Annotated in this window: 15 protein-coding genes; 7 read left to right on the top strand and 8 right to left on the bottom strand. The window is 67.9% G+C overall.

Annotation, left to right across the window (positions count from 1 at the left end):
- Positions 1-348: 348 nt before the first annotated feature.
- The 3 genes from DD542_RS02835 (at position 349) to DD542_RS02825 (ending at position 3,237) form a co-directional block, all read left to right on the top strand.
- A complete protein-coding gene (locus tag DD542_RS02835) occupies positions 349-1,365 on the top strand; it encodes a TRAP transporter substrate-binding protein (protein ID WP_066150622.1) in 1,017 nt (338 codons plus the stop codon).
- Between the two features lie 85 nt (positions 1,366-1,450).
- A complete protein-coding gene (locus DD542_RS02830; RefSeq protein WP_066150619.1) occupies positions 1,451-1,945 on the top strand; it encodes a TRAP transporter small permease in 495 nt (164 codons plus the stop codon).
- Positions 1,942-3,237: a TRAP transporter large permease gene (locus DD542_RS02825; protein ID WP_066150616.1), complete on the top strand. Its 1,296-nt coding sequence runs from the start codon at positions 1,942-1,944 to the stop codon at positions 3,235-3,237. Before DD542_RS02830 ends, DD542_RS02825 begins: the two co-directional genes overlap by 4 nt.
- A 13-nt stretch (positions 3,238-3,250) precedes the next feature.
- Here the strand turns inward: DD542_RS02825 and DD542_RS02820 are convergent, their stop codons facing one another.
- From DD542_RS02820 to DD542_RS02805, 4 genes are all read right to left on the bottom strand, one after another.
- The gene (locus DD542_RS02820) at positions 3,251-4,537 is read right to left on the bottom strand and encodes a mechanosensitive ion channel domain-containing protein (RefSeq protein ID WP_241559666.1); all 1,287 of its coding nucleotides are present in this window, start codon (positions 4,535-4,537) and stop codon (positions 3,251-3,253) included.
- A complete protein-coding gene (locus tag DD542_RS02815) occupies positions 4,534-5,307 on the bottom strand; it encodes an enoyl-CoA hydratase (RefSeq protein ID WP_127803642.1) in 774 nt (257 codons plus the stop codon). Before DD542_RS02815 ends, DD542_RS02820 begins: the two co-directional genes overlap by 4 nt.
- A complete protein-coding gene (locus DD542_RS02810) occupies positions 5,304-6,170 on the bottom strand; it encodes a class I SAM-dependent methyltransferase (protein WP_164868323.1) in 867 nt (288 codons plus the stop codon). The genes DD542_RS02815 and DD542_RS02810 overlap by 4 nt, the downstream gene beginning before the upstream one ends.
- A gap of 70 nt (positions 6,171-6,240) precedes the next feature.
- Positions 6,241-7,194: a histone deacetylase family protein gene (locus DD542_RS02805; protein ID WP_127803638.1), complete on the bottom strand. Its 954-nt coding sequence runs from the start codon at positions 7,192-7,194 to the stop codon at positions 6,241-6,243.
- Positions 7,195-7,220: 26 nt separating this feature from the next.
- Here DD542_RS02805 and DD542_RS02800 point away from each other — a divergent pair, with 26 nt between their 5' ends.
- The 4 genes from DD542_RS02800 (at position 7,221) to mltB (ending at position 12,446) form a co-directional block, all read left to right on the top strand.
- Complete coding sequence (locus DD542_RS02800; protein WP_127803636.1) at positions 7,221-8,141, top strand: AAA family ATPase; 921 nt, start codon at positions 7,221-7,223, stop codon at positions 8,139-8,141.
- Positions 8,138-9,130: a DUF58 domain-containing protein gene (locus DD542_RS02795; protein WP_241559665.1), complete on the top strand. Its 993-nt coding sequence runs from the start codon at positions 8,138-8,140 to the stop codon at positions 9,128-9,130. The genes DD542_RS02800 and DD542_RS02795 overlap by 4 nt, the downstream gene beginning before the upstream one ends.
- Positions 9,131-9,228: 98 nt before the next feature.
- Entirely contained in the window at positions 9,229-11,238 is a 2,010-nt protein-coding gene (locus DD542_RS02785; protein ID WP_241559664.1) for a DUF3488 and transglutaminase-like domain-containing protein, read from the top strand.
- A 260-nt stretch (positions 11,239-11,498) separates the two neighbouring features.
- Complete coding sequence (gene mltB / locus DD542_RS02780) at positions 11,499-12,446, top strand: lytic murein transglycosylase B (protein WP_127807261.1); 948 nt, start codon at positions 11,499-11,501, stop codon at positions 12,444-12,446.
- 9 nt (positions 12,447-12,455) lie between these two features.
- Here the strand turns inward: mltB and DD542_RS02775 are convergent, their stop codons facing one another.
- The 4 genes from DD542_RS02775 to DD542_RS02760 are packed head-to-tail and all read right to left on the bottom strand — an operon-like array spanning position 12,456 to position 18,164.
- Positions 12,456-13,289: a transglutaminase family protein gene (locus DD542_RS02775; RefSeq protein ID WP_079365926.1), complete on the bottom strand. Its 834-nt coding sequence runs from the start codon at positions 13,287-13,289 to the stop codon at positions 12,456-12,458.
- Positions 13,290-13,334: 45 nt separating this feature from the next.
- Positions 13,335-14,294, bottom strand: coding sequence for an alpha-E domain-containing protein (locus DD542_RS02770; RefSeq protein ID WP_079365925.1), 960 nt, complete (start codon positions 14,292-14,294; stop codon positions 13,335-13,337).
- A 12-nt stretch (positions 14,295-14,306) separates the two neighbouring features.
- Positions 14,307-15,746 (bottom strand): circularly permuted type 2 ATP-grasp protein, encoded by a 1,440-nt coding sequence (locus DD542_RS02765; protein ID WP_066150587.1) that lies wholly within the window; start codon positions 15,744-15,746, stop codon positions 14,307-14,309.
- A gap of 45 nt (positions 15,747-15,791) precedes the next feature.
- Positions 15,792-18,164, bottom strand: a complete 2,373-nt coding sequence (locus DD542_RS02760; RefSeq protein ID WP_127803630.1) for a ComEC/Rec2 family competence protein — start codon at positions 18,162-18,164, stop codon at positions 15,792-15,794.
- Between the last annotated feature and the right edge of the window lie 42 nt (positions 18,165-18,206).

Below are 18,206 nucleotides of genomic sequence, written 5' to 3'. Positions count from 1 at the left end.
ATGGAAAAGGCGGGTTGAAACGGGTGCTCGAATTGACGTGCACGTCAATTCGGATTGTAGGCGTCTGACGAGCAACGCGACATTTCTGGCCAGACTTTTGCTGCACGGCCACAAAATAGAACGATCGTGCTTTTTTTGGATTATAGAAGAAGAATCGCGATGATCGCGAATGCCCCCAGGCGCGTCTGCCGCCACAACGACAAAGCAAGGGAAATCCCTATTAACCGACCAGTCGGTCGGCCAATTCGGGTAATTCACTAGGGGGCCGGCAAGGGGATTCGCCTATAGTGAATCAGGGTATTTTGTTTATCTTTCGTAACGATCCAACCCACTCCCAGGAGACAACACATGAAGTTCCGCCTTGCCGCCACCGCGGCGCTCACCGCCACCTTGTTCGCGGGCGCCGGCGCCCAGGCCCAGACCGTGTTCACAGCCTCGACCTGGGTACCGCCCACGCACACGCTGAGCGTGGCGCAAAAGGAATGGTGCGATGCGCTGGAGAAGGAAAGCGCTGGACGCATGAAGTGCAACATCCTGCCCAAGTCCGTGTCGGCCCCTCCCGGCACTTTTGATGCCGTGCGCGACGGCCTGGCGGACATCTCCTTCACCGTGGACGGATACACCCCGGGCCGCTTCGTGAACACCCAGATGGCCGAGTTCCCCTTCCTGGGCGACAACTCCATGGCCACCTCGGTCGCCTACCAGCGCATCTACAGCAAGTACTTCGCCCCGCTGGGCGAGCACAAGGGCGTGAAGGTGCTGGGAGTGTTCACCCACGGGCCCGGCACCATCTTCAACAGCAAGAAACCGGTCAACAGCCTTGCCGACGGTGCCACGCTCAAGTGGCGCATCGGTGGCGGCAACATCAACGAGCTGACCAAGCTGATGGGCTGGAACACCACCCTCAAGCCTGCCACCGAAGCGTTTGAACTCCTGTCCACAGGCGTCATGGACGGCACACTGTTCCCCGACGAGTCGATCGCCTCTTTCAAGCTGAGCATGATCAAGCACGCCACCACCCTGCCGGGCGGCCTGTACAACACGAGCTTCGTGTTCATGATGAACCCGGCCAAGTACGACGCCCTCTCCGCGCAGGACAAGGCAGTGGTCGACAAGCTTTCGGGCGAATACGCGGCCCGCCTGTTCGGCGCCGGTTGGGACAAGGTGGACGACGCCTCGGTCAACGGCGCGCAGAAAGCACAGGGTGTTCAGCGCATCAAGGCCTCCGATGCGTTCGTGAACGAGATCAAGGCCAAGCAGGCCCCGCTGGAAGACAAGTGGGCTGCGGCGGCCGAAGCCAAGGGCCTGAAGAACGCCAAGGCGGTGCTGGCCGAGTTCCGCGCCGAAATCGCGAAGGTCAAGTAAGCCTGGTGCCAGCCAGGCACCGTCTGATAACCGGCGGGGTGGCCGCATTGGCTGCCCCGCCGGTTTGTCTTGTCTGACACCCATCATGCTCCAGACCCCCGAGAAGTTTCTGCGCTGGTCCAGCGGCCTGATCGCATCCATGGCGCTGTTCGCCATCATGTGGCTCACCCTCATCGACGTGACGGGCCGCAAGTTCTTCAACCATTCCGTGCCCGGCGGGCTGGAGCTGACGGAGATCCTCATGGTCATCGTCATCTTCGGCGCGCTGCCGCTGGTTTCATGGCGCAGCGAACATGTGGTGTTCGACTCGCTGGACGCCGTCGTCCCGGCCTGGCTCAAGGGCATTCAGGCGCGGCTGGTGCACCTGGTCTGTGCCGGCACCTTCGGCCTGCTGGCCTGGCTCATGACCACGCGCGCCCAGCGCTTTGCCGAATACGGCGACACCACGGTTCACCTGCAGCTGGCCATATCCCCTGTCGCCTGGCTGATGGCGGCGCTGCTGCTGCTGACCGCGCTGGTGCATGCCCTCTTCGTGTTCTCGCCACCCATTCCGGTGGCCCACGGGGAGACCACGCCATGACCGCCGCACTGCTGGGTTTCCTGGTGGTGTTCGCGCTGGCCTTCCTGCGTGTGCCCCTGGCTGTGGCCATGACCATTGCCGGCCTGGGGGGACTGGGCCTGATGCGCGGCTGGCAGCCGGCCTTTGCCAGCACCAGCCAGGTGATCTTCGAGACCGGCTTTCACTACGTGCTATCGGTGATTCCGCTGTTCGTGCTGATGGGGAATCTGGTGGCGCGCGCGGGCATGGCCAAGGAACTGTTCACCGCCGCCAACGCCTTCGTGGGGCACCGCCGCGGCGGGCTGGCCATGGCCAGCATCATCGCCTCGGGCGGCTTCGGCTCCATCTGCGGCTCCTCCATCGCCACCGCCGCCACCATGTCGCGCGTGGCCTATCCCGAGATGAAGGCCCACGGTTACAAGGACACGCTGGCCACCGGATCGATCGCCTCGGGCGGTACGCTGGGCATCCTCATCCCGCCGTCAACCATCCTGGTCATCTACGGGATCATCACCGAGACCGACATCGGCAAGCTGTTCATTGCCGGCATCCTGCCCGGCATCGTGGCCATCGTCTGCCTGTGCATGGCGGTGGTGTTCGTCACCTGGCGCGACCCCGCAGCGGGCCCGCCGGCCGAACGCTTCACATGGCCGCAGCGTCTGGCCGCCATCCGCGGCATCTGGAGCGTTGCCCTGCTGTTCGCACTGGTCATTGGTGGCATCTACGGTGGCGTGTTCACCGCCACCGAGGGTGCTGGGGTGGGCGCGGCGGGCGCCTTCCTGTTTGCACTGGCCCGCCGCACGCTCACGCCGCGCGTGGTCATGGACATCCTGCAGGAGAGCGCGCGCACCACGGCCATGCTGTTCACCATCCTCATCGGAGCCATGGTGTTCACCAGCTTCATCAACTTCACCAGCATGCCCGGCGACCTGCGCGACTTCGTGCTGCAGTTCAGCCCCAACCCCATCATGGTGGTCATCGTGATGATGGGTATCTACCTCGCTCTGGGCATGGTGATGGAGGAACTGGCCATCGTGTTGCTGACCATTCCCGTGTTCTTCCCGGTCATCACCGGCCTGGGCTTCGATCCCGTGTGGTTCGGCATCCTGATTGTCACCATCGTGGAAATCGGCATGATCTCGCCCCCGGTGGGTCTGAACCTCTTCGTGCTCAACTCGCTGCTGCCCGCAGTCAAGCTCACCACGCTCTACCGCGGTGTCTGGCCCTTTGTGATGGCCGACATCGTGCGCCTGGGCATCCTGATCGCTTTCCCCATCATCTCGCTCTGGTTGCCCGGTTTCATGGCCCGCTGAGGGCCTGCACCGCTCAGCTGGTGGGGCGCATGTGCACCACGCGCTGCGGATAAGGAATCTCGATGCCGTGCATGCGCAGCGCGGCCAGCACCGCCAGGTTGATGTCGGAGCGCAGGTTCAGCTGACCATTCTCCGGATCGGCGATCCAGTACCCCAGCGTGAACTCCAGCCCGTCCGCCCCAAAGGCCGACAGCGCAGCACTCGGCGCCGGCTCGCGCAGCACGCGCGGCTGCGCCAGCGCGGCCTCCACCAGCAGGCGCCGCACCGCGTCCACATCGCTGTCGTAGCCCACCGACACCACTGTGGACTGCCACACCTTCGGATCGGCCAGCGACAGGTTCTCCACCCGGTTGGTGATGAGCATCTCGTTGGGCACGATGGACTCGCGCCCCGCCGCCGAGCGGATCAGGGTGTAGCGGGTGGTGATGTCGGTGATGCGCCCTTCGAAGTTGTCGACGCGCACGTTGTCGCCGATGCGCATGCTGCGCTCGGCCAGGATCACGAAGCCGCTGACGTAGTTGGCCGCCAGCTTCTGCAGGCCGAAGCCGATGCCCACACCCACCGCGCCGCCGAGCACGGACAGCGCCGTCAGGTCGATGCCCACCGCGGACAACGCGACGATCAGGCCCAGGAACATCAGGATGGCGCGGGTCGCATTGCTCAGCGCCTTGCGCAGCGACAGGTCGCCGCCGATCGCCGACTTGAGCAGGCGCGCTTCGAGCGCCGCAGAAATCCAGAGTGTCACGATGAGCATGGCGCCCGCAGTCAGCGCCCCTTCGATCAGGGTGCGCAGACTCACCGTGCTGGCGCCCATCTTCCAGGTGATCTGCTCCATCTCTTCCAGCACGATGGGCAGCAGGCCGCTGACCCACAGCACCATGAATCCCCAGGCCAACCAGGAGATGGTGCGCTCCATCACCCGTACCCAGGGCGCCGACGAGAACGCCGCCTGCAGCACTTTCACTCCGAACCGGATCACCACCAGGGACACCAGCACCGGAATGGCGACCTTGAACACCGCCAGTGGCACCTGCTGGGCCAACGCACTGCGCGCCACATAGGCCAGGGTCAGCAGAAGCACGGGAAACAGCACGCCGTCGATCACCTGCCGGCCGAACAGGATCGACGACCCTTCCTGCTGCATGTTGAGCGCGCGCCGCAGCAGGGCACCCAGCCCCCAGGCCATGCCGACGCACAGCGTCAGCACGCCGAGTTCGATCCACACGGTGGTCTGCTGGAATCCGGAAAGCCAGGCGTCGAAGTCCTGAATGGGCGGTGGTGCAGCTGTGTTCTTGCTCACCATCGGGGAGCCCTCTTCTCGATGAAGGCCTGCACACCCTCCTGCGCCACCTCGTGCACCATGTTGCAGGCCATGGTCTGGCCGGCCAGCTGGTACGCCGATTCCATGCCGGTTTCCAGCTGCCGGTAGAACAGCGCCTTGCCCATCGCGAGCGCCTCGCGCGGCTTGCCCAGAATGCGGTCGACCAACGCGGCCACTTCGGCGTCCAGGGCGTCGGCCGCCACCACACGGTTGACCAGCCCGCGGGCCTTCGCCTCGTCGGCCGAGATGAAGTCACCGGTCAGCAGCATCTCCATGGCCTGCTTGGGCAGCATGTTGCGCGACAACGCCACGCTGGGCGTCGCGCAGAACAGGCCAACGTTGATGCCGTTGACGCCGAAGCTCGCCTCTTCCACGGCCACCGCCAGGTCGCACTGGGCGACGAGCTGGCAGCCGGCGGCGGTGGCCAGGCCATGGACGCGTGCGATCACCGGCACTTCCAGTTTGCGGATCGACAGCATCAGCTTCGAGCAGGTCGCAAACAGGGACTGGTAGTAGGCCAGCTCGGGACGTGCCTTCATCTCCTTGAGATCGTGTCCCGCGCAGAAGGCGCGGCCCTCGGCGGCGATCACCACAGCGCGCGCCGAGGGGTCGGCGGCCACGTCGTCCAGCGCCCGCTGGAACGCGGCCATCATGGCCTCGGACAGGACGTTGAAAGCCCTGGGGTTGTTCAGTGTGAGGGTGTGCACGCCGCGGTCGTCGCGGGTGTGCTTCAGGACAAGGTCATTCATTGCGTATCAGGGACAGATGCCAGGGGCGGCGGATAAGAACTGGTGGCGGCAAGATCCTGCGCCACATCGCGCCAGGAGAAGGCCGGGTCCGCGGGACCGACCTTCTCCACCACGATCTCCGAGTGGCCGTACAGGTTGTTCACCGGCTGATCCAGCAGGTAGCCCTGGCTTCCTTTGGCGAAGCGGCCGACGATGGGGCTTGAGAGACCGCTGTCGATCACCCGGAAACCCAGCCTCGGGTGAAACAGCTGCTCCAGCGCGCGGCTGTTGAACTGGAAGAAGTGCCACGGCGCTTCGTGTTCCGAGAAGGAAAAATGGGTTTCGATGAACGCCTTGCCCCCCGGGCGCAGCACCTTCGAAATCTCTTCCACTACCAGCCACGGGCACACAAGATGCTCGAAGACCGCACAGGAGAAGACGAAGTCGAACTGTCGGCCGGTGAGGTACTGAGAGAGGCGGTGGGCGTCGCCCACCACGTCCACATTGGGGCCCGGCAGGTAGTCGAACCCGGTGTACTGCACATCGGGCAGGTACTCCTTCCAGAGGGCGCGTGCCACCACCAGACGCGATCCGATTTCCAGCACCTCCAGCCCTGGCCGGTTGATGTGCTCCTGCAACCAGGGCCAGACGACGCTGTGCCCGCAGAAGGCCGGCGCTCGCGAACCAGCTTCCGGCACCAGGATGTCGTCCAGATCAGAGCTGGCCCCGCACAACTGCAGTCGACCGATCATGTCACGGGCCTGCTGCAGCTCCCCTTGCAACCGCAAGCGCTCTTCATGTGCCCTTTGCTCGCGTTCCTGACCCGCCTGCACCTGCAGGCGCAGATCCGTCAGCTCCTGGGCCAGGCCTCTCAGACCTGGCATCCTTTTCAGTACTTTCTTCAGCATCTCAGTTCAAAACCCGTTCGGCCTCACAGGGCGTCTCTCGTTCCAGTCAAAGCCCTGCCAGCACACGCAGATGCGCCTCGACACTCCGCGCCAGGGCGCTGAGGTCGTAGCCGCCTTCGAGGCAGCTCACGATGCGGCCCTGGGCGTGGCGCTTCGCGACTTCCTTGATGCGTTCGGTGATCCAGGCGTAGTCGTTCTCCACCAGCCCCATCTGGCCCATGTCGTCTTCGCGGTGGGCGTCGAAGCCGGCGCTGATGAAGATCATCTGCGGCCGGTGGGCATCGAGCCGGGGCAGCCACATCATGTCGATCAGTTCCCTCACATCCATGCCCTTGGTGTACGCCGGCACCGGAAGGTTCACCAGGTTGGGTGCGGTCGAGTGGTTCCAGGGTGGGTAGAAAGGGTGCTGGTAGAAGCTGCACATGAGGATGCGCTCGTCGCCCGCGACGATGTCCTCGGTGCCGTTGCCGTGGTGCACGTCGAAGTCGATGATGGCCACGCGCTGCAGGCCGTGGCGTTCCAGGGCGTACTTGGCCGCCACCGCCACGTTGTTGACGAAGCAGAAGCCCATGGCCTGGTTGCGCGTGGCGTGGTGACCCGGCGGACGCACCGCACAGAAGGCGTTGGCCAGCTCGCCGGCCATGACCGCGTCGGTGGCGTCGATGGCGGCGCCCGCGGCCATCAGGATCGCATCCCAGCTGTGCACGTTGATCGAGGTGTCGGGGTCGATCTGCGCATGGTCCGGGCCGCCGGCAGCGATGTCGTCGCGCAGCTGGTCCGACAGGCCCCGCAGCGCCGCCAGGTGCATGCGCCCATGGGCCAGTTCAAGGTCGGCCAGGGCGGCCGCCGTGGCCTCGCGTTTGTCCAAGGCAATGTCCAGACCGGAAGCGAGCAATCGGTCCTGGATGGCGTCCAGGCGGGCGGGGCATTCGGGGTGCCCCGGCCCCATTTCGTGCCGCCAGCAGTCCCTGTGGGTGAAAAAACCGGTGGACTGGCTCATCACTTTTTTACGGTAAGGTTCGCGGCATGCATGCCGACACAACAATCAGACAGCTTCTGGACCAGCTTAACACGGTCATCGTAGGCAAATCGGCCCAGGTTTCAGACTGTGTCGGCTGTCTTCTGGCCGGTGGACACCTGCTGATCGAGGACGTTCCCGGGGTCGGCAAAACCACCCTCGCCCATGCGCTGTCGCGGTCTTTCGGACTGCAGTTTGCGCGCGTGCAGTTCACCGCCGACCTGATGCCCAGCGACCTGGTCGGCATCTCCATCTACGAACGCGGCCGCGAGGGTTTCGTGTTCCACCCCGGTCCGGTGTTCGCGCAGGTGCTGCTGGCCGACGAAATCAACCGCGCCAGCCCCAAGACCCAGAGCGCGCTGCTCGAAGCGATGGAGGAAAAGCAGGTCACTGTCGAGGGTCAGACCCGGGCCCTGCCGGTGCCCTTCTTCGTGATCGCCACCCAGAACCCGTTCGACCAGCTCGGCACCTACGCACTGCCCGAATCGCAGCTGGACCGTTTCCACATGCGCATCTCGCTGGGCTATCCGGACCGCGCCGCCGAGCGCGAGCTGCTGCGCGGCGCCGACCGGCGCGAGCTGATCGAACAGCTGCCGGCCGTGCTCTCGCCGGCCGACCTCGCACGGCTGCAGGCCGAGGTGCTGGCGGTGCACGCGGCCGAGCCGGTGCTGGAGTACCTGCAGGACCTGGTGGCCGCCACACGCTCGGGCCGCTGGTTCGCACAGGGGCTCTCGCCCCGGGCCGCACTGGCGGTGGTGCGGGCCGCCAAGGCGCAGGCCTTTCTGCAAGGGCGCAATTACGTGGCGCCGGACGACATCGCCGCCATCCTGCCGCAGACCGCCGCACACCGCCTGGTGCCAGTCAGCGACGCCGGCCGCGGTGCGATGGAGCAGGTGCGGGCCATGATCGACGCCACGCCCATCCCGTGAACCTGCTGGCCCCGCTGCACGCCCTGCGCCAACGGCTGCGACAGTGGTTCCATGCGCGGCTGCCGCGCAGCGACACCCTGCTGCTGACCCAGCGCAACGTCTACATCCTGCCCACCCGCGCCGGCTGGATGCTGGCGCTGACCCTGCTCCTGCTGCTGGTGGGCAGCATCAACTACCAGCTGAACCTGGGCTATCTGCTGACCTTCCTGCTGGCCGGCAGTGCACTGACCGGCATGCATAGCTGCCACGCCAACCTGCGCGGCCTCACTCTGCACCTGAGCCCACCCGCACCAGTGCATGCCGGTCATGCGGCGGCGCTGGACATCCGGCTGGCCAACGAACAGGGCAAGGCGCGCCACGGCATCGGCATTGGCGTGATCGGTGATGCATCCGCTGGCGACACACACCTGGCCTGGACCGATGTGCCGGCCCAGGGCAGCACGCGCCTGCAGGTCGCAGCGGTGTTTACCCGGCGCGGCCTGCACGCGCTGGCGCCGCTGACTGCGGTCACGCTGTTTCCCATGGGCACCTTCCGCGTCTGGACCGTGTGGCGCCCCGCGGCCCAGGTGCTGGTCTACCCCGCACCCGAGACCCACCCGCCGCCCCTGCCGCCCGGTGAGCCGCAGCCCGGGTTCGCCGGCAGCGCGAGCGTGCAGACCACCGGCGAGTTCGACGGCGTGCGCGCCTACCGGCGGGGCGACCCGCAGAAATCCATCGTCTGGAAGAAGGCGGCTCAGACCTTTGCCGCCGGTCGCGACGACCTGGTCAGCCGGGATGCCCTGTCCACGCAGCGCCAGCAGCTCTGGCTGGACCACACCCGCTGCGGCGCCCCCGACCTGGAATCCCGCCTGTCGCGTCTCACCGCCTGGGTGCTGATGGCCGAGCGCATGGGGCTGGACTACGGCCTGCGCATTCCTGGCCGCGAACTGGCCCCCGACCAGGGGCCGACCCATCGCGCCCGCTGCCTGGAGGCGATGGCTCTGTGCTGACCAAGACACGCCGCAACAGCGAAAAGGGTTTCGCCGACGGGCCGCCCCAAGGCGAAACGCGCCCCCCCGGGGGGCAGCGACCCGCGCAGCGGTGGAGCGTGGGGGCCACGACATTGCCCAGGGACACGCGCGACACCCTGTTCCTGCTGGCCGTCATCGCCTGGGTGGTGATGATGCAGGTCCCGCACATCCCGTGGTGGTGCTCGGCGCTCACCGCTTGCGTGCTGGTCTGGCGCGCCTCGCTCACCCTGCGGGGCCGGCCGCTGCCCGGATGGCGCTGGCGCATCGGCCTGCTGCTGGTCACACTCGCCGCCACCTGGTGGACCCACAAGACCCTGCTCGGCCGCGACGCAGGGGTCACGCTGATCGTCGTGCTGCTGGCGCTCAAGACCCTCGAACTGCGGGCCCGCCGCGATGCCTTCGTGGTGTTTTTCCTCGGCTTCTTCACGCTGCTGACCCATTTCTTCTATTCCCAGTCGCTGCTGACGGCCGCCGGCATCCTGGTCGCGCTGCTGGGGCTGCTGACCGCCGTCGTGAATGCCCACATGCCGGTGGGGCATCCGCCGCTGCGGCAGACCGCTGGCATTGCGGCGCGGCTGGCCCTGCTGGGCGCGCCGATCATGGTGGTGGCCTTCATGCTGTTCCCCCGCCTCTCGCCGCTGTGGGGCGTGCCGGGCGACGGCATGGACGGCCGCTCGGGTCTGTCCGGAAAAATGCGGGTCGGCCAGATCGCCGAGCTGGTGCTGGACGACCGCATTGCGCTGCGTGTGCGCTTTGACGGTCCGGTGCCGCCGCAGCGCGAGCTGTATTTCCGCGGACCGGTGCTCACCGATTTCGACGGCGTCGAATGGAAGCCGCTGCGCTCGGCCTTTCCGCCCCACATGGAACTGCAGGCCAACCTGGCCTTTGCGGGTGAGCCGATCCGTTACGAAGTCACCATGGAGCCGAACCACCGCCCCTGGGTGTTCGTGCTCGAAGCGGCCACCCAGGCGCCCGAGCTGCAGGGCCTCAAGGCATTCATGACGCCGGAGCTGCAGTGGTTCGTGCGGCGGCCGGTGACGGAGCTGGTGCGCTACCGCGCCGAGAGCCACACCCGCTTCCGCCACGGTCCGCTGGAGCCGGTGCTGGCGCTGCAGGACCAGATCGCGCTGCCCCCCGGCTTCAACCCGCGCACCCTGGCCTTCGCCCAGGAACTGCGGCGCGAGCATGGGTCGGGGCCGCAGTCCGCGCCGGCGCTGGTCGAGGCGGCGCTCAACCGCCTGCGCACTGGCGGCTACACCTACACGCTCGACCCCGGGGTCTATGGCCAGCATACGGCCGACGAGTTCTGGTTCGACCGCAAGGAAGGCTTTTGCGAACACATCGCGTCCAGCTTCGTGATCCTGATGCGCGCGCTCGACATCCCGGCCCGCATCGTCACCGGCTACCAGGGCGGCGAGCTCAACGCCGTCGACGGCTACTGGACCGTGCGCCAGCGCGATGCCCACGCCTGGGCCGAGGTCTGGCTGCAGGGCCAGGGCTGGGTGCGCGTGGACCCCACGAGCGCGGTGTCGCCGTCCCGCATCGGTTCGTTCGAGCGATTGGTGGCGCCCCAGGGTGCCATTGGTGCCGCCCTGGGCACGCTGAATCCCACCCTTGCGCAGCAACTGCGCGACGCCTGGGAAGCGGTGAACAACGGCTGGAACCAGTGGGTGCTGAACTACACGCAGGGCAGCCAGCTGGACCTGCTGAAGAATCTGGGCTTCGAGTCGCCGAGCTGGACCGATCTGGCCTATGTGCTGATCGGCGTGGTCGTGCTGGTCAGCCTCGCGGGCGCCGCCTGGGCCCTGTGGGAACGCCAGCAGCACGACCCCTGGCTGCGCACGCTGGCGCGCGTGCGGCGCCGCCTGGCCGCACTTGGCATTGAAGCCGGCGAACACGCCACGCCGCGCGAGCTGGCGCGCGTCGCATCGGCGCAGCTCGGTGACGAGCTTTTCACGCAGCAGCTGAGTGCCTGGCTGCTGCGCCTCGAAGCGCTGCGCTACGCGCCCCACAGCCCGGATACGCTGGCCGCGCTGCAGAAACAGTTTCAACAGATGTCCTGGCCCGAACGGCGGGCAACCCCATGAGCACACGATCCCGCTCCGCCCTGGTGTCCGCACTGCTGCCCCTGTCTCTCGCCTGGGCGGCCGCGCAGGCCCAGACACAGACGCCGGTGGAAACCACACCTGTCGCACCCACCCTGGTACCGGCCACCCCGCTGCCCGCGGCTGAGCCGGCTGGCGAGCCTCTGGCGGCCGAGCCCCGGCCTGCTGCACCACCGCCTGTTGCGCCCGCGCCCACAGCACCTGCAGCGGAGATCACGGTGTACGCCGAGTCGCCGGCGGCCATGGCGTTTGCCGACGACCTGGCCCAGCGCCGCGGTCTCGACCCCCAATGGGTGCGTGAGCAGATCGGCGCCGCCCGCCGCCAGCCCACCGCGATCCGGCTGTCGCTGCCGGCGCCCCGCGCCGCCTACAAGAACTGGGCCGCCTACCGCGCGCGCTTCATCGAACCGGTGCGGCTGCGCGCCGGGCAGCGCTTCTGGGACACCCACCGCGCAGCCCTGGAACGCGCCGAGCGCGAGTACGGCGTGCCCGCCAGCCTGATCGTCGGCGTGATCGGGGTCGAAACCCTGTACGGCCAGCACACCGGCAACTTCCGCGTGATCGACGCGCTGGCCACGCTGGCCTTCGACTTCCCGGCCAGCCACCCGCGCGCCGAAGCCCGGGCCGAGTTCTTCCGCAGCGAGCTGGAACAGTTCCTGAGCCTGACCCACCGCACCGGCATGGACCCGCAGGCCCTGCGCGGCAGCTACGCCGGCGCCATGGGCTGGCCGCAGTTCATGCCCAGCAGCTGGGCGCGCTTCGCGATCGACTTCGATGGCGACAGCAAGATCGACCTGTTCAACAGCCCGGTCGACGCCATCGGATCGGTGGCCAACTACTTCAAGGCCTACGGCTGGCAGCCTGGCCAGCCCACGCACTACCCGGTGAGCTTCGACCTGAACACGCTGGACAAGGACGCCCTGCTCGCCCCCGACATCCTGCCCAGCTTCAGCGCAGAGAGCTTTGCCGCCAAGGGCGCCGTGCTGGAAGCCGAAGCGAAGAAACACATCGGCAAGCTGGCGCTGATCGAACTGCAGAACGGCGACCCGGCCAACGGCGGGTCGGCCCCCACCTACCTCGCCGGCACGGACAACTTCTACGTGGTCACGCGCTACAACTGGAGCAGCTACTACGCACTGGCAGTGATCGAACTGGGCCAGACCGTCGAGGCCCTGGTCAAGCGGCCCTGACCAGCGCGCTCACGCAAGTGAGATCCGCACGTCCACCGACATGTCCTCCTCGCCCCCACCTCGCCGCAGCCCCTTGACCGGCGTGCAGGCGCTGTAGTCGGTGGCAGCCGCGAGGCGGATGTGGCGTTCGTCGGTCGGGCAGCGGTGGGTCACGTCCAGGCTGAGCCAGCGGCGGTTCGCCGGGTCCACGCACACGTCCACCCAGGCGTGGCTGGCCAGATCGGGTTCGTTGGCGGCGTAGAAATACCCGCTGACGTAGCGCGCCGGCAGGCCGATGCTGCGGCACACCGCCACCATCACATGCGCCTGGTCCTGGCACACGCCCAGCCCCCAGTCGAAGGCCTCGAGCGCGGTGGTTTCCACCCCCGTGCTGCCCTTGCGGTACTGCACCTTGTCGGCCACGGCGCCGGCCAGGGCCACCAGGTCGGCGGCGCTCGGCCGTTCACCCCGCGCACGCGCGACCATGAGACCGGGCACCGCCTGCAAGGCCCACATGGCCATGCGCGGGTGCGGCTCTGCCAGCGGGGTCGAGCGCAGGTAGAAGCCGGGCGGCGGCAGGCCAGGCGAGTCGGTGAAATCGGAGACGCCATGGGTCACGACCGTGCCCCGGGCGGTGACGCTGTTCTCGCGCAGGTTCTTCTCGGGCCGCGCGGAGAGCGAGAAGCTGTGCACGCGGTTGCCCTCAATGTCGGGCTGGCTGCACAGGGTGCCGGGCACGCGCAATTCCCAGTGCTCGACGCTCTGGCAGGCACTGCTGACCGGCCACAGGTGCAGCGACTGCACCGTGTAGAGCAGCGGCTGGCTGTAGCGGAAGCGGGTGTGGTGGTGGATGACGAGTTTCATGCGGGCTCCGGTTCGCGCCGGGGACCCGCATGGTACCCGTCCGGATCAGTGACTCGGCACCAGGAAGTCCTGGCTGATGCGACCGCCGAGTTCGTTTACCCGGTCCAGGAACTGGGTCAGGAAAGCGTGCAGGCCGGTCGAGAGGATCTCGTCGATGCGCGCGTACTGCAGGTCGGCCTTGAGCTTGCCGGCGCGGCGCTGGGTTTCGGCCGATATCTCGTTGGCCACCACGCTCAGGTTGGCCACCACCTCGTTCATGCTGGCTGCCAGGCTGCGCGGCATGTCCGGGCGCAGGATCAGCAGCTCGGCCACGCGCTCGGGCGTGATCACGTCTCGGTAGACCTTGCGGTACACCTCGAAGCCGGAGACGGAGCGCAGGATCGCGCTCCAGTGATAGAAGTCGTACTCTTGGTCCTGCTCGCTGGCGGCACCGAAGAAGTCGCTGTGCACCGCGTGGAACTTCACATCCAGCAGCCGCGCCGTGTTATCGGCGCGTTCCAGGAAGGAACCCATGCGGTAGAAGTGGAAGGCCTCGTCCTGCAGCATGGTGCCCACCGCCACACCACGCGACAGGTGCGAGCGGTGCTTGACCCATTCGAAGAAGGCGCCCGGGTCGCGCTCGAAGTCCCTGGACTTGAGGTATCCCGCCAGCTTGAGCCAGGTGGCGTTCTGCGTCTCCCACAGCTCGGTGGTCAGCGCGCCGCGCACCGCCCGCGCGTTCTCGCGCGCCGCGCGCAGGCAGGACACGATGGACGACGGGTTGGACTCGTCGCGCACCATGAAGTCCATGACGTTGCGCGGCGTGATGTCATGGCCGTACTTGGCGGTGTAGCTGGGCATGAGCTCGCTGATCGACAGCAGGCCCTGCCAGCCCACCTGCGCCACCGCGGCGGACTGCGGCAGCAGCGAGGTCTGGTAGTTCACATCGAGCATGCGCGCGGTGTTCTCGGCCCGCTCGGTGTAGCGGGACATCCAGAAAAGGTGGTCGGCGGTACGCGAAAGCATGTCGTGTCTTTCTCAGTTTTCCAGAATCCAGGTGTCCTTGGTGCCGCCGCCCTGCGACGAATTCACCACCAGCGAACCTTCTTTAAGCGCCACGCGCGTCAGGCCACCGGGCACCATCTGCACCTCCTTGCCACTGAGCACGAAGGGCCGCAAGTCGATGTGGCGCGGGGCGATGCCGCTGTCCACATAGGTCGGGCAGGTCGAGAGGCTGAGCGTGGGCTGCGCGATGTAGCCGTCGGGCTTGGCCCTGACCACGGCGCGGAACTCGTCCACCTCGGCTTTGGTCGCAGCGGGGCCGACCAGCATGCCGTAGCCGCCCGCGCCGTGCACTTCCTTGACCACCAGTTCGTGCATGTGGTCGAGCATGTACTTCAGGTCGTCGGGGTTGCGGCCCATGAAGGTCGGCACGTTGTTCAGGATTGGTTTTTCGCCCAGATAGAACTCGATCATCTTGGGCACGTAGGGGTAGATCGACTTGTCGTCGGCAATGCCGGTGCCCACCGCGTTGCAGATGGTCACGTTGCCGCTGCGGTAGACGCCGAGAAGACCGGCGCAACCCAGTGTCGAGGTCGGGCGGAACACCAGCGGGTCGAGGAAGTCGTCGTCCACGCGGCGGTAGATCACGTCCACGCGCCTGGGGCCCTTGGTGGTGCGCATGTAGACGAAGTTGTCCTTGACGAACAGGTCCTGGCCTTCGACCAGCTCCACGCCCATCTGCTGCGCCAGGAACGCATGCTCGAAGTAGGCGCTGTTGTACATGCCGGGCGTGAGCACCACCACCGTGGGCTCGGCGGTGGTGGCGGGGCTGACCGCGCGCAGGGTCTCCAGCAGCAGGTCGGGGTAGTGCGCGACCGGCGCCACGCGGTTCTGGCCGAACAGGTCGGGGAACAGCCGCATCATCATCTTGCGGTCTTCCAGCATGTAGCTCACGCCGCTGGGCACGCGCAGGTTGTCTTCGAGCACGTAGTACTCGCCCTCGCCTTGCGCATTCGGTGCCCGCACGATGTCGACGCCCGCGATGTGCGAGTAGATCTGGCTGGGCACCTGCACGCCCATCATCTCGGGGCGGAACTGCGCGTTCTGGAAGATCTGGTCGGCCGGGATGTGGCCCGCCTTGATGATCTCCTGGTCGTGGTAGACGTCGTGGATGAAGCGGTTGAGCGCGGTCACGCGCTGCACCAGCCCGGCCTGCATGCTCTTCCACTCGTGGGCGGGAATGATGCGCGGGATGAGGTCGAAGGGGATCAGGCGCTCGGTGCCGGCGCCGTCTTCGTCCTTGGCGCCATACACCGCGAAGGTGATGCCGACGCGGCGGAAGATCATTTCCGCCTCCTCGCGGCGCGATGCCATGACTTCCTCGGGTTGTTGTGCCAGCCACCGTGCGTAGTTCAGGTAGTGGGCCCGCACCTCGGTGGGCGAGGCGTTCATTTCGTCAAACATCGGTCGGCTCATGGGCTTTTTCTCCTGCACCCAGCATAGCAAGGAGCGGGCCAGTGGTCACCCGCCGGGGTCCGCCTCATCGCCCTCGTCCGCCACAGGCGCACCCGGATGGTGCCAGTAGCGGCGCACTGCATCCCGGTGGCAATGCACGCTCAAGGGCCCATCGCTGCGCCACAGAGCCGCACCACATTGGGGCAATGCCACCCACCGCATGCCCCGCGCGTCGTAGCGGTCCCGGACCACCGGTGCCGGGTGCCCGAACCGGTTGCGGTAGCCCGACTGGACCAGCGCCACCGAAGGCCGCAGGGTGTTGAGCAGCACCGGGCTGCTGGACGAGGCACTGCCGTGGTGCGGTGCCAGCAGCAGGTCGGCCCGCAACTGTGGCTGCGCCAGCGCCAGCCGGGTTTCGCGCTCGGCATCCAGATCGCCGCTGAGCCAGGCCCAGCGCCGGCCATTGCCCACGCGCAGCACGCAGGACATGGCGTTGCTCGGCAGCCGTCCCTGGCCGGTGTCGTCAAAGTGTTCCGGCGACGGATGCAGCACTTCGAAGTCCACCCCGTCCCAGTGCCAGCGCTGACCGGCCAGGCAGCGCTCACCCTCGCCGAACGAGGACAGCCAGCGCGCCCTTGGCCAGGCCGCGTGCACCGCGCCCGAACCACCCGAGTGGTCGCTGTCGCGGTGGCTCACCACCACCATGTCGGGCGCCTCGCCCAGCGCGCGCAGCAGCGGCACCACCACCCGGTCGCCAGCGTCGCTGCCGGGGCCGTAGCGCGGACCGGTGTCGTAGAGCAGGCTGTGGCCGGCGGTGCGCACCAGCACCGCACTGCCCTGGCCGACGTCCACCGCCAGCACCTCGAACTCGCCGGTCTCAGGCCGCTGGGGTGTCCAGGCCAGCATCGGCGCCAGCAGCACCAGGCCGGCCGAACGCAGCGACCACGGCAGGCGCAGCACCAGCAGCAGCCCGCCGGCCACTCCACACAGCGCCAGCGGCAGGGGCGGGATGGGCTGAAACAGCGTGGCCCAGCGCCAGCCGCCCAGCCACTCCAGACACACCACCAGCCCCTGAACGGCCCACGCCGCCAGATCCCACAGCGGCGGCACGATCACGCCCAGCATGGCCAGCGGCGTGACCACACCCGTCACCCAGGGAATGGCCAGCAGGTTGGCCACCAGCCCCGCCAGCGACAGCTGCCCGAACAGCAGCACCCCCAGCGGCGCCAGCGCCACCGTGACGACCGCCTGCTCGCGCAGCAGGCGGCGCACCGGCCCCGCCTTCTGCCGCGATCCCGAGGCGAACAGGATGCCCACCGCCACAAAGCTGAGCCAGAACCCCGGCTGCACCAGCGCCCAGGGGTCCAGCGCCAGCACCGCCACCATCGCCAGCAGCCAGACCAGGGGCCAGGGCCACTGGCGCACGCCCTGCCGCAGCCCCACCACCAGCGCCAGCATCAGCACCGTTCGTTGCGCCGGCACGCCCCAGCCCGAAAACAGCGCGTAGGCCGCCGCGGCCGCCACACCACCCCAGGCCGCCGCCCGCGGTGCCGGCACCGCCAGCAGCACCCCCGGCCACGCATGGGCCCAGCGCCGCCAGCCCCAGCCGATGCACGCCGTGGCCAGCCACGCAAACACGGTGACATGAAGACCGGAGATGCTCATCAGATGAGCCACACCCGTGTCGCGGAAAAGGGTCCAGTCGCTGCGCTCGATCGCCGCCTGGTCACCCACCACCAGCGCCGCCAGCACACCGGCGCTGCGCGGTTCCTGCACACGCGCAGCGATGCGGTCCGCCACCCACTGGCGCGCCGCTTCGACCGGGTGGCCGCCGCTGGCGCCGAGGAACACCGGCGCGGGGTCGCGCGGGCCATCGCGCAGGTAGCCGGTGGCGCCGATGCCCTGCTCCCAGAGCCAGCGCTCGCGGTCGAAGCCATGGGGGTTGGAGGCACCGTGCGGACGCTTGAGACGCACCGTCAGCCGCCAGGCGTCGCCCGCGCGCCAGGTGCGCCCCGTTCCCTGACCCCGGAAGTCGCTGATCAGCAGCCGCGGCGGCAGATCCACCGCCAAGCCGTCCCTCGTCGCCGATGCCACGGCGAACTCGAAGCGGTCGCTGTCGGCGCCGCGCTGGGGCATGGTGGCCACCTGCCCGGTGACCACCAGGTTCACGCCCTCCAGCGGGGCGCTCAGCGCCTGCGCCTGGTGGCGCGCAGCGCGCAGGCCCGTTGCCCCGGCCGCCGCGAGCGCACCCGCCAGCAGGGCGGCGCCCAGCGCAAGCCCGGCACGTCGCCTGGCCCCGACCCGTGCAGCAACGCCGGCCAGCAAGAGCGCCGCCGCCAGCAGCCCCGCGTACCCCGCCACCGGCCACAGCCGGGCCTGCAGAAGCTGCAGCGCCACCCCCAGCACCGCGCCAGGCAGCACCGCCCACAGCGGGTGCATCAGACGGTCCGCCGGACAGCCGTGCGCCGTGGCGCGGGACTT

The sequence above is a fragment of the Hydrogenophaga sp. NH-16 genome, from assembly GCF_004006415.1.
GTDB classification, from domain to species: domain Bacteria; phylum Pseudomonadota; class Gammaproteobacteria; order Burkholderiales; family Burkholderiaceae_C; genus Hydrogenophaga; species Hydrogenophaga pseudoflava.
This window is presented reverse-complemented; position numbering and strand designations above follow the sequence as displayed.

Coding starts and splice junctions, on each gene's coding strand:
- DD542_RS02835 (WP_066150622.1), top strand. CDS start 349: ATGAAGTTCCGCCTTGCCGCCACCGCGGCGCTCACCGCCACCTTGTTC.
- DD542_RS02830 (WP_066150619.1), top strand. CDS start 1,451: ATGCTCCAGACCCCCGAGAAGTTTCTGCGCTGGTCCAGCGGCCTGATC.
- DD542_RS02825 (WP_066150616.1), top strand. CDS start 1,942: ATGACCGCCGCACTGCTGGGTTTCCTGGTGGTGTTCGCGCTGGCCTTC.
- DD542_RS02815 (WP_127803642.1), bottom strand. CDS start 5,307: ATGAATGACCTTGTCCTGAAGCACACCCGCGACGACCGCGGCGTGCAC.
- DD542_RS02810 (WP_164868323.1), bottom strand. CDS start 6,170: ATGCCAGGTCTGAGAGGCCTGGCCCAGGAGCTGACGGATCTGCGCCTG.
- DD542_RS02805 (WP_127803638.1), bottom strand. CDS start 7,194: ATGAGCCAGTCCACCGGTTTTTTCACCCACAGGGACTGCTGGCGGCAC.
- DD542_RS02800 (WP_127803636.1), top strand. CDS start 7,221: ATGCATGCCGACACAACAATCAGACAGCTTCTGGACCAGCTTAACACG.
- mltB (WP_127807261.1), top strand. CDS start 11,499: ATGGCGTTTGCCGACGACCTGGCCCAGCGCCGCGGTCTCGACCCCCAA.
- DD542_RS02775 (WP_079365926.1), bottom strand. CDS start 13,289: ATGAAACTCGTCATCCACCACCACACCCGCTTCCGCTACAGCCAGCCG.
- DD542_RS02770 (WP_079365925.1), bottom strand. CDS start 14,294: ATGCTTTCGCGTACCGCCGACCACCTTTTCTGGATGTCCCGCTACACC.
- DD542_RS02765 (WP_066150587.1), bottom strand. CDS start 15,746: ATGAGCCGACCGATGTTTGACGAAATGAACGCCTCGCCCACCGAGGTG.
- DD542_RS02760 (WP_127803630.1), bottom strand. CDS start 18,164: ATGCACCCGCTGTGGGCGGTGCTGCCTGGCGCGGTGCTGGGGGTGGCG.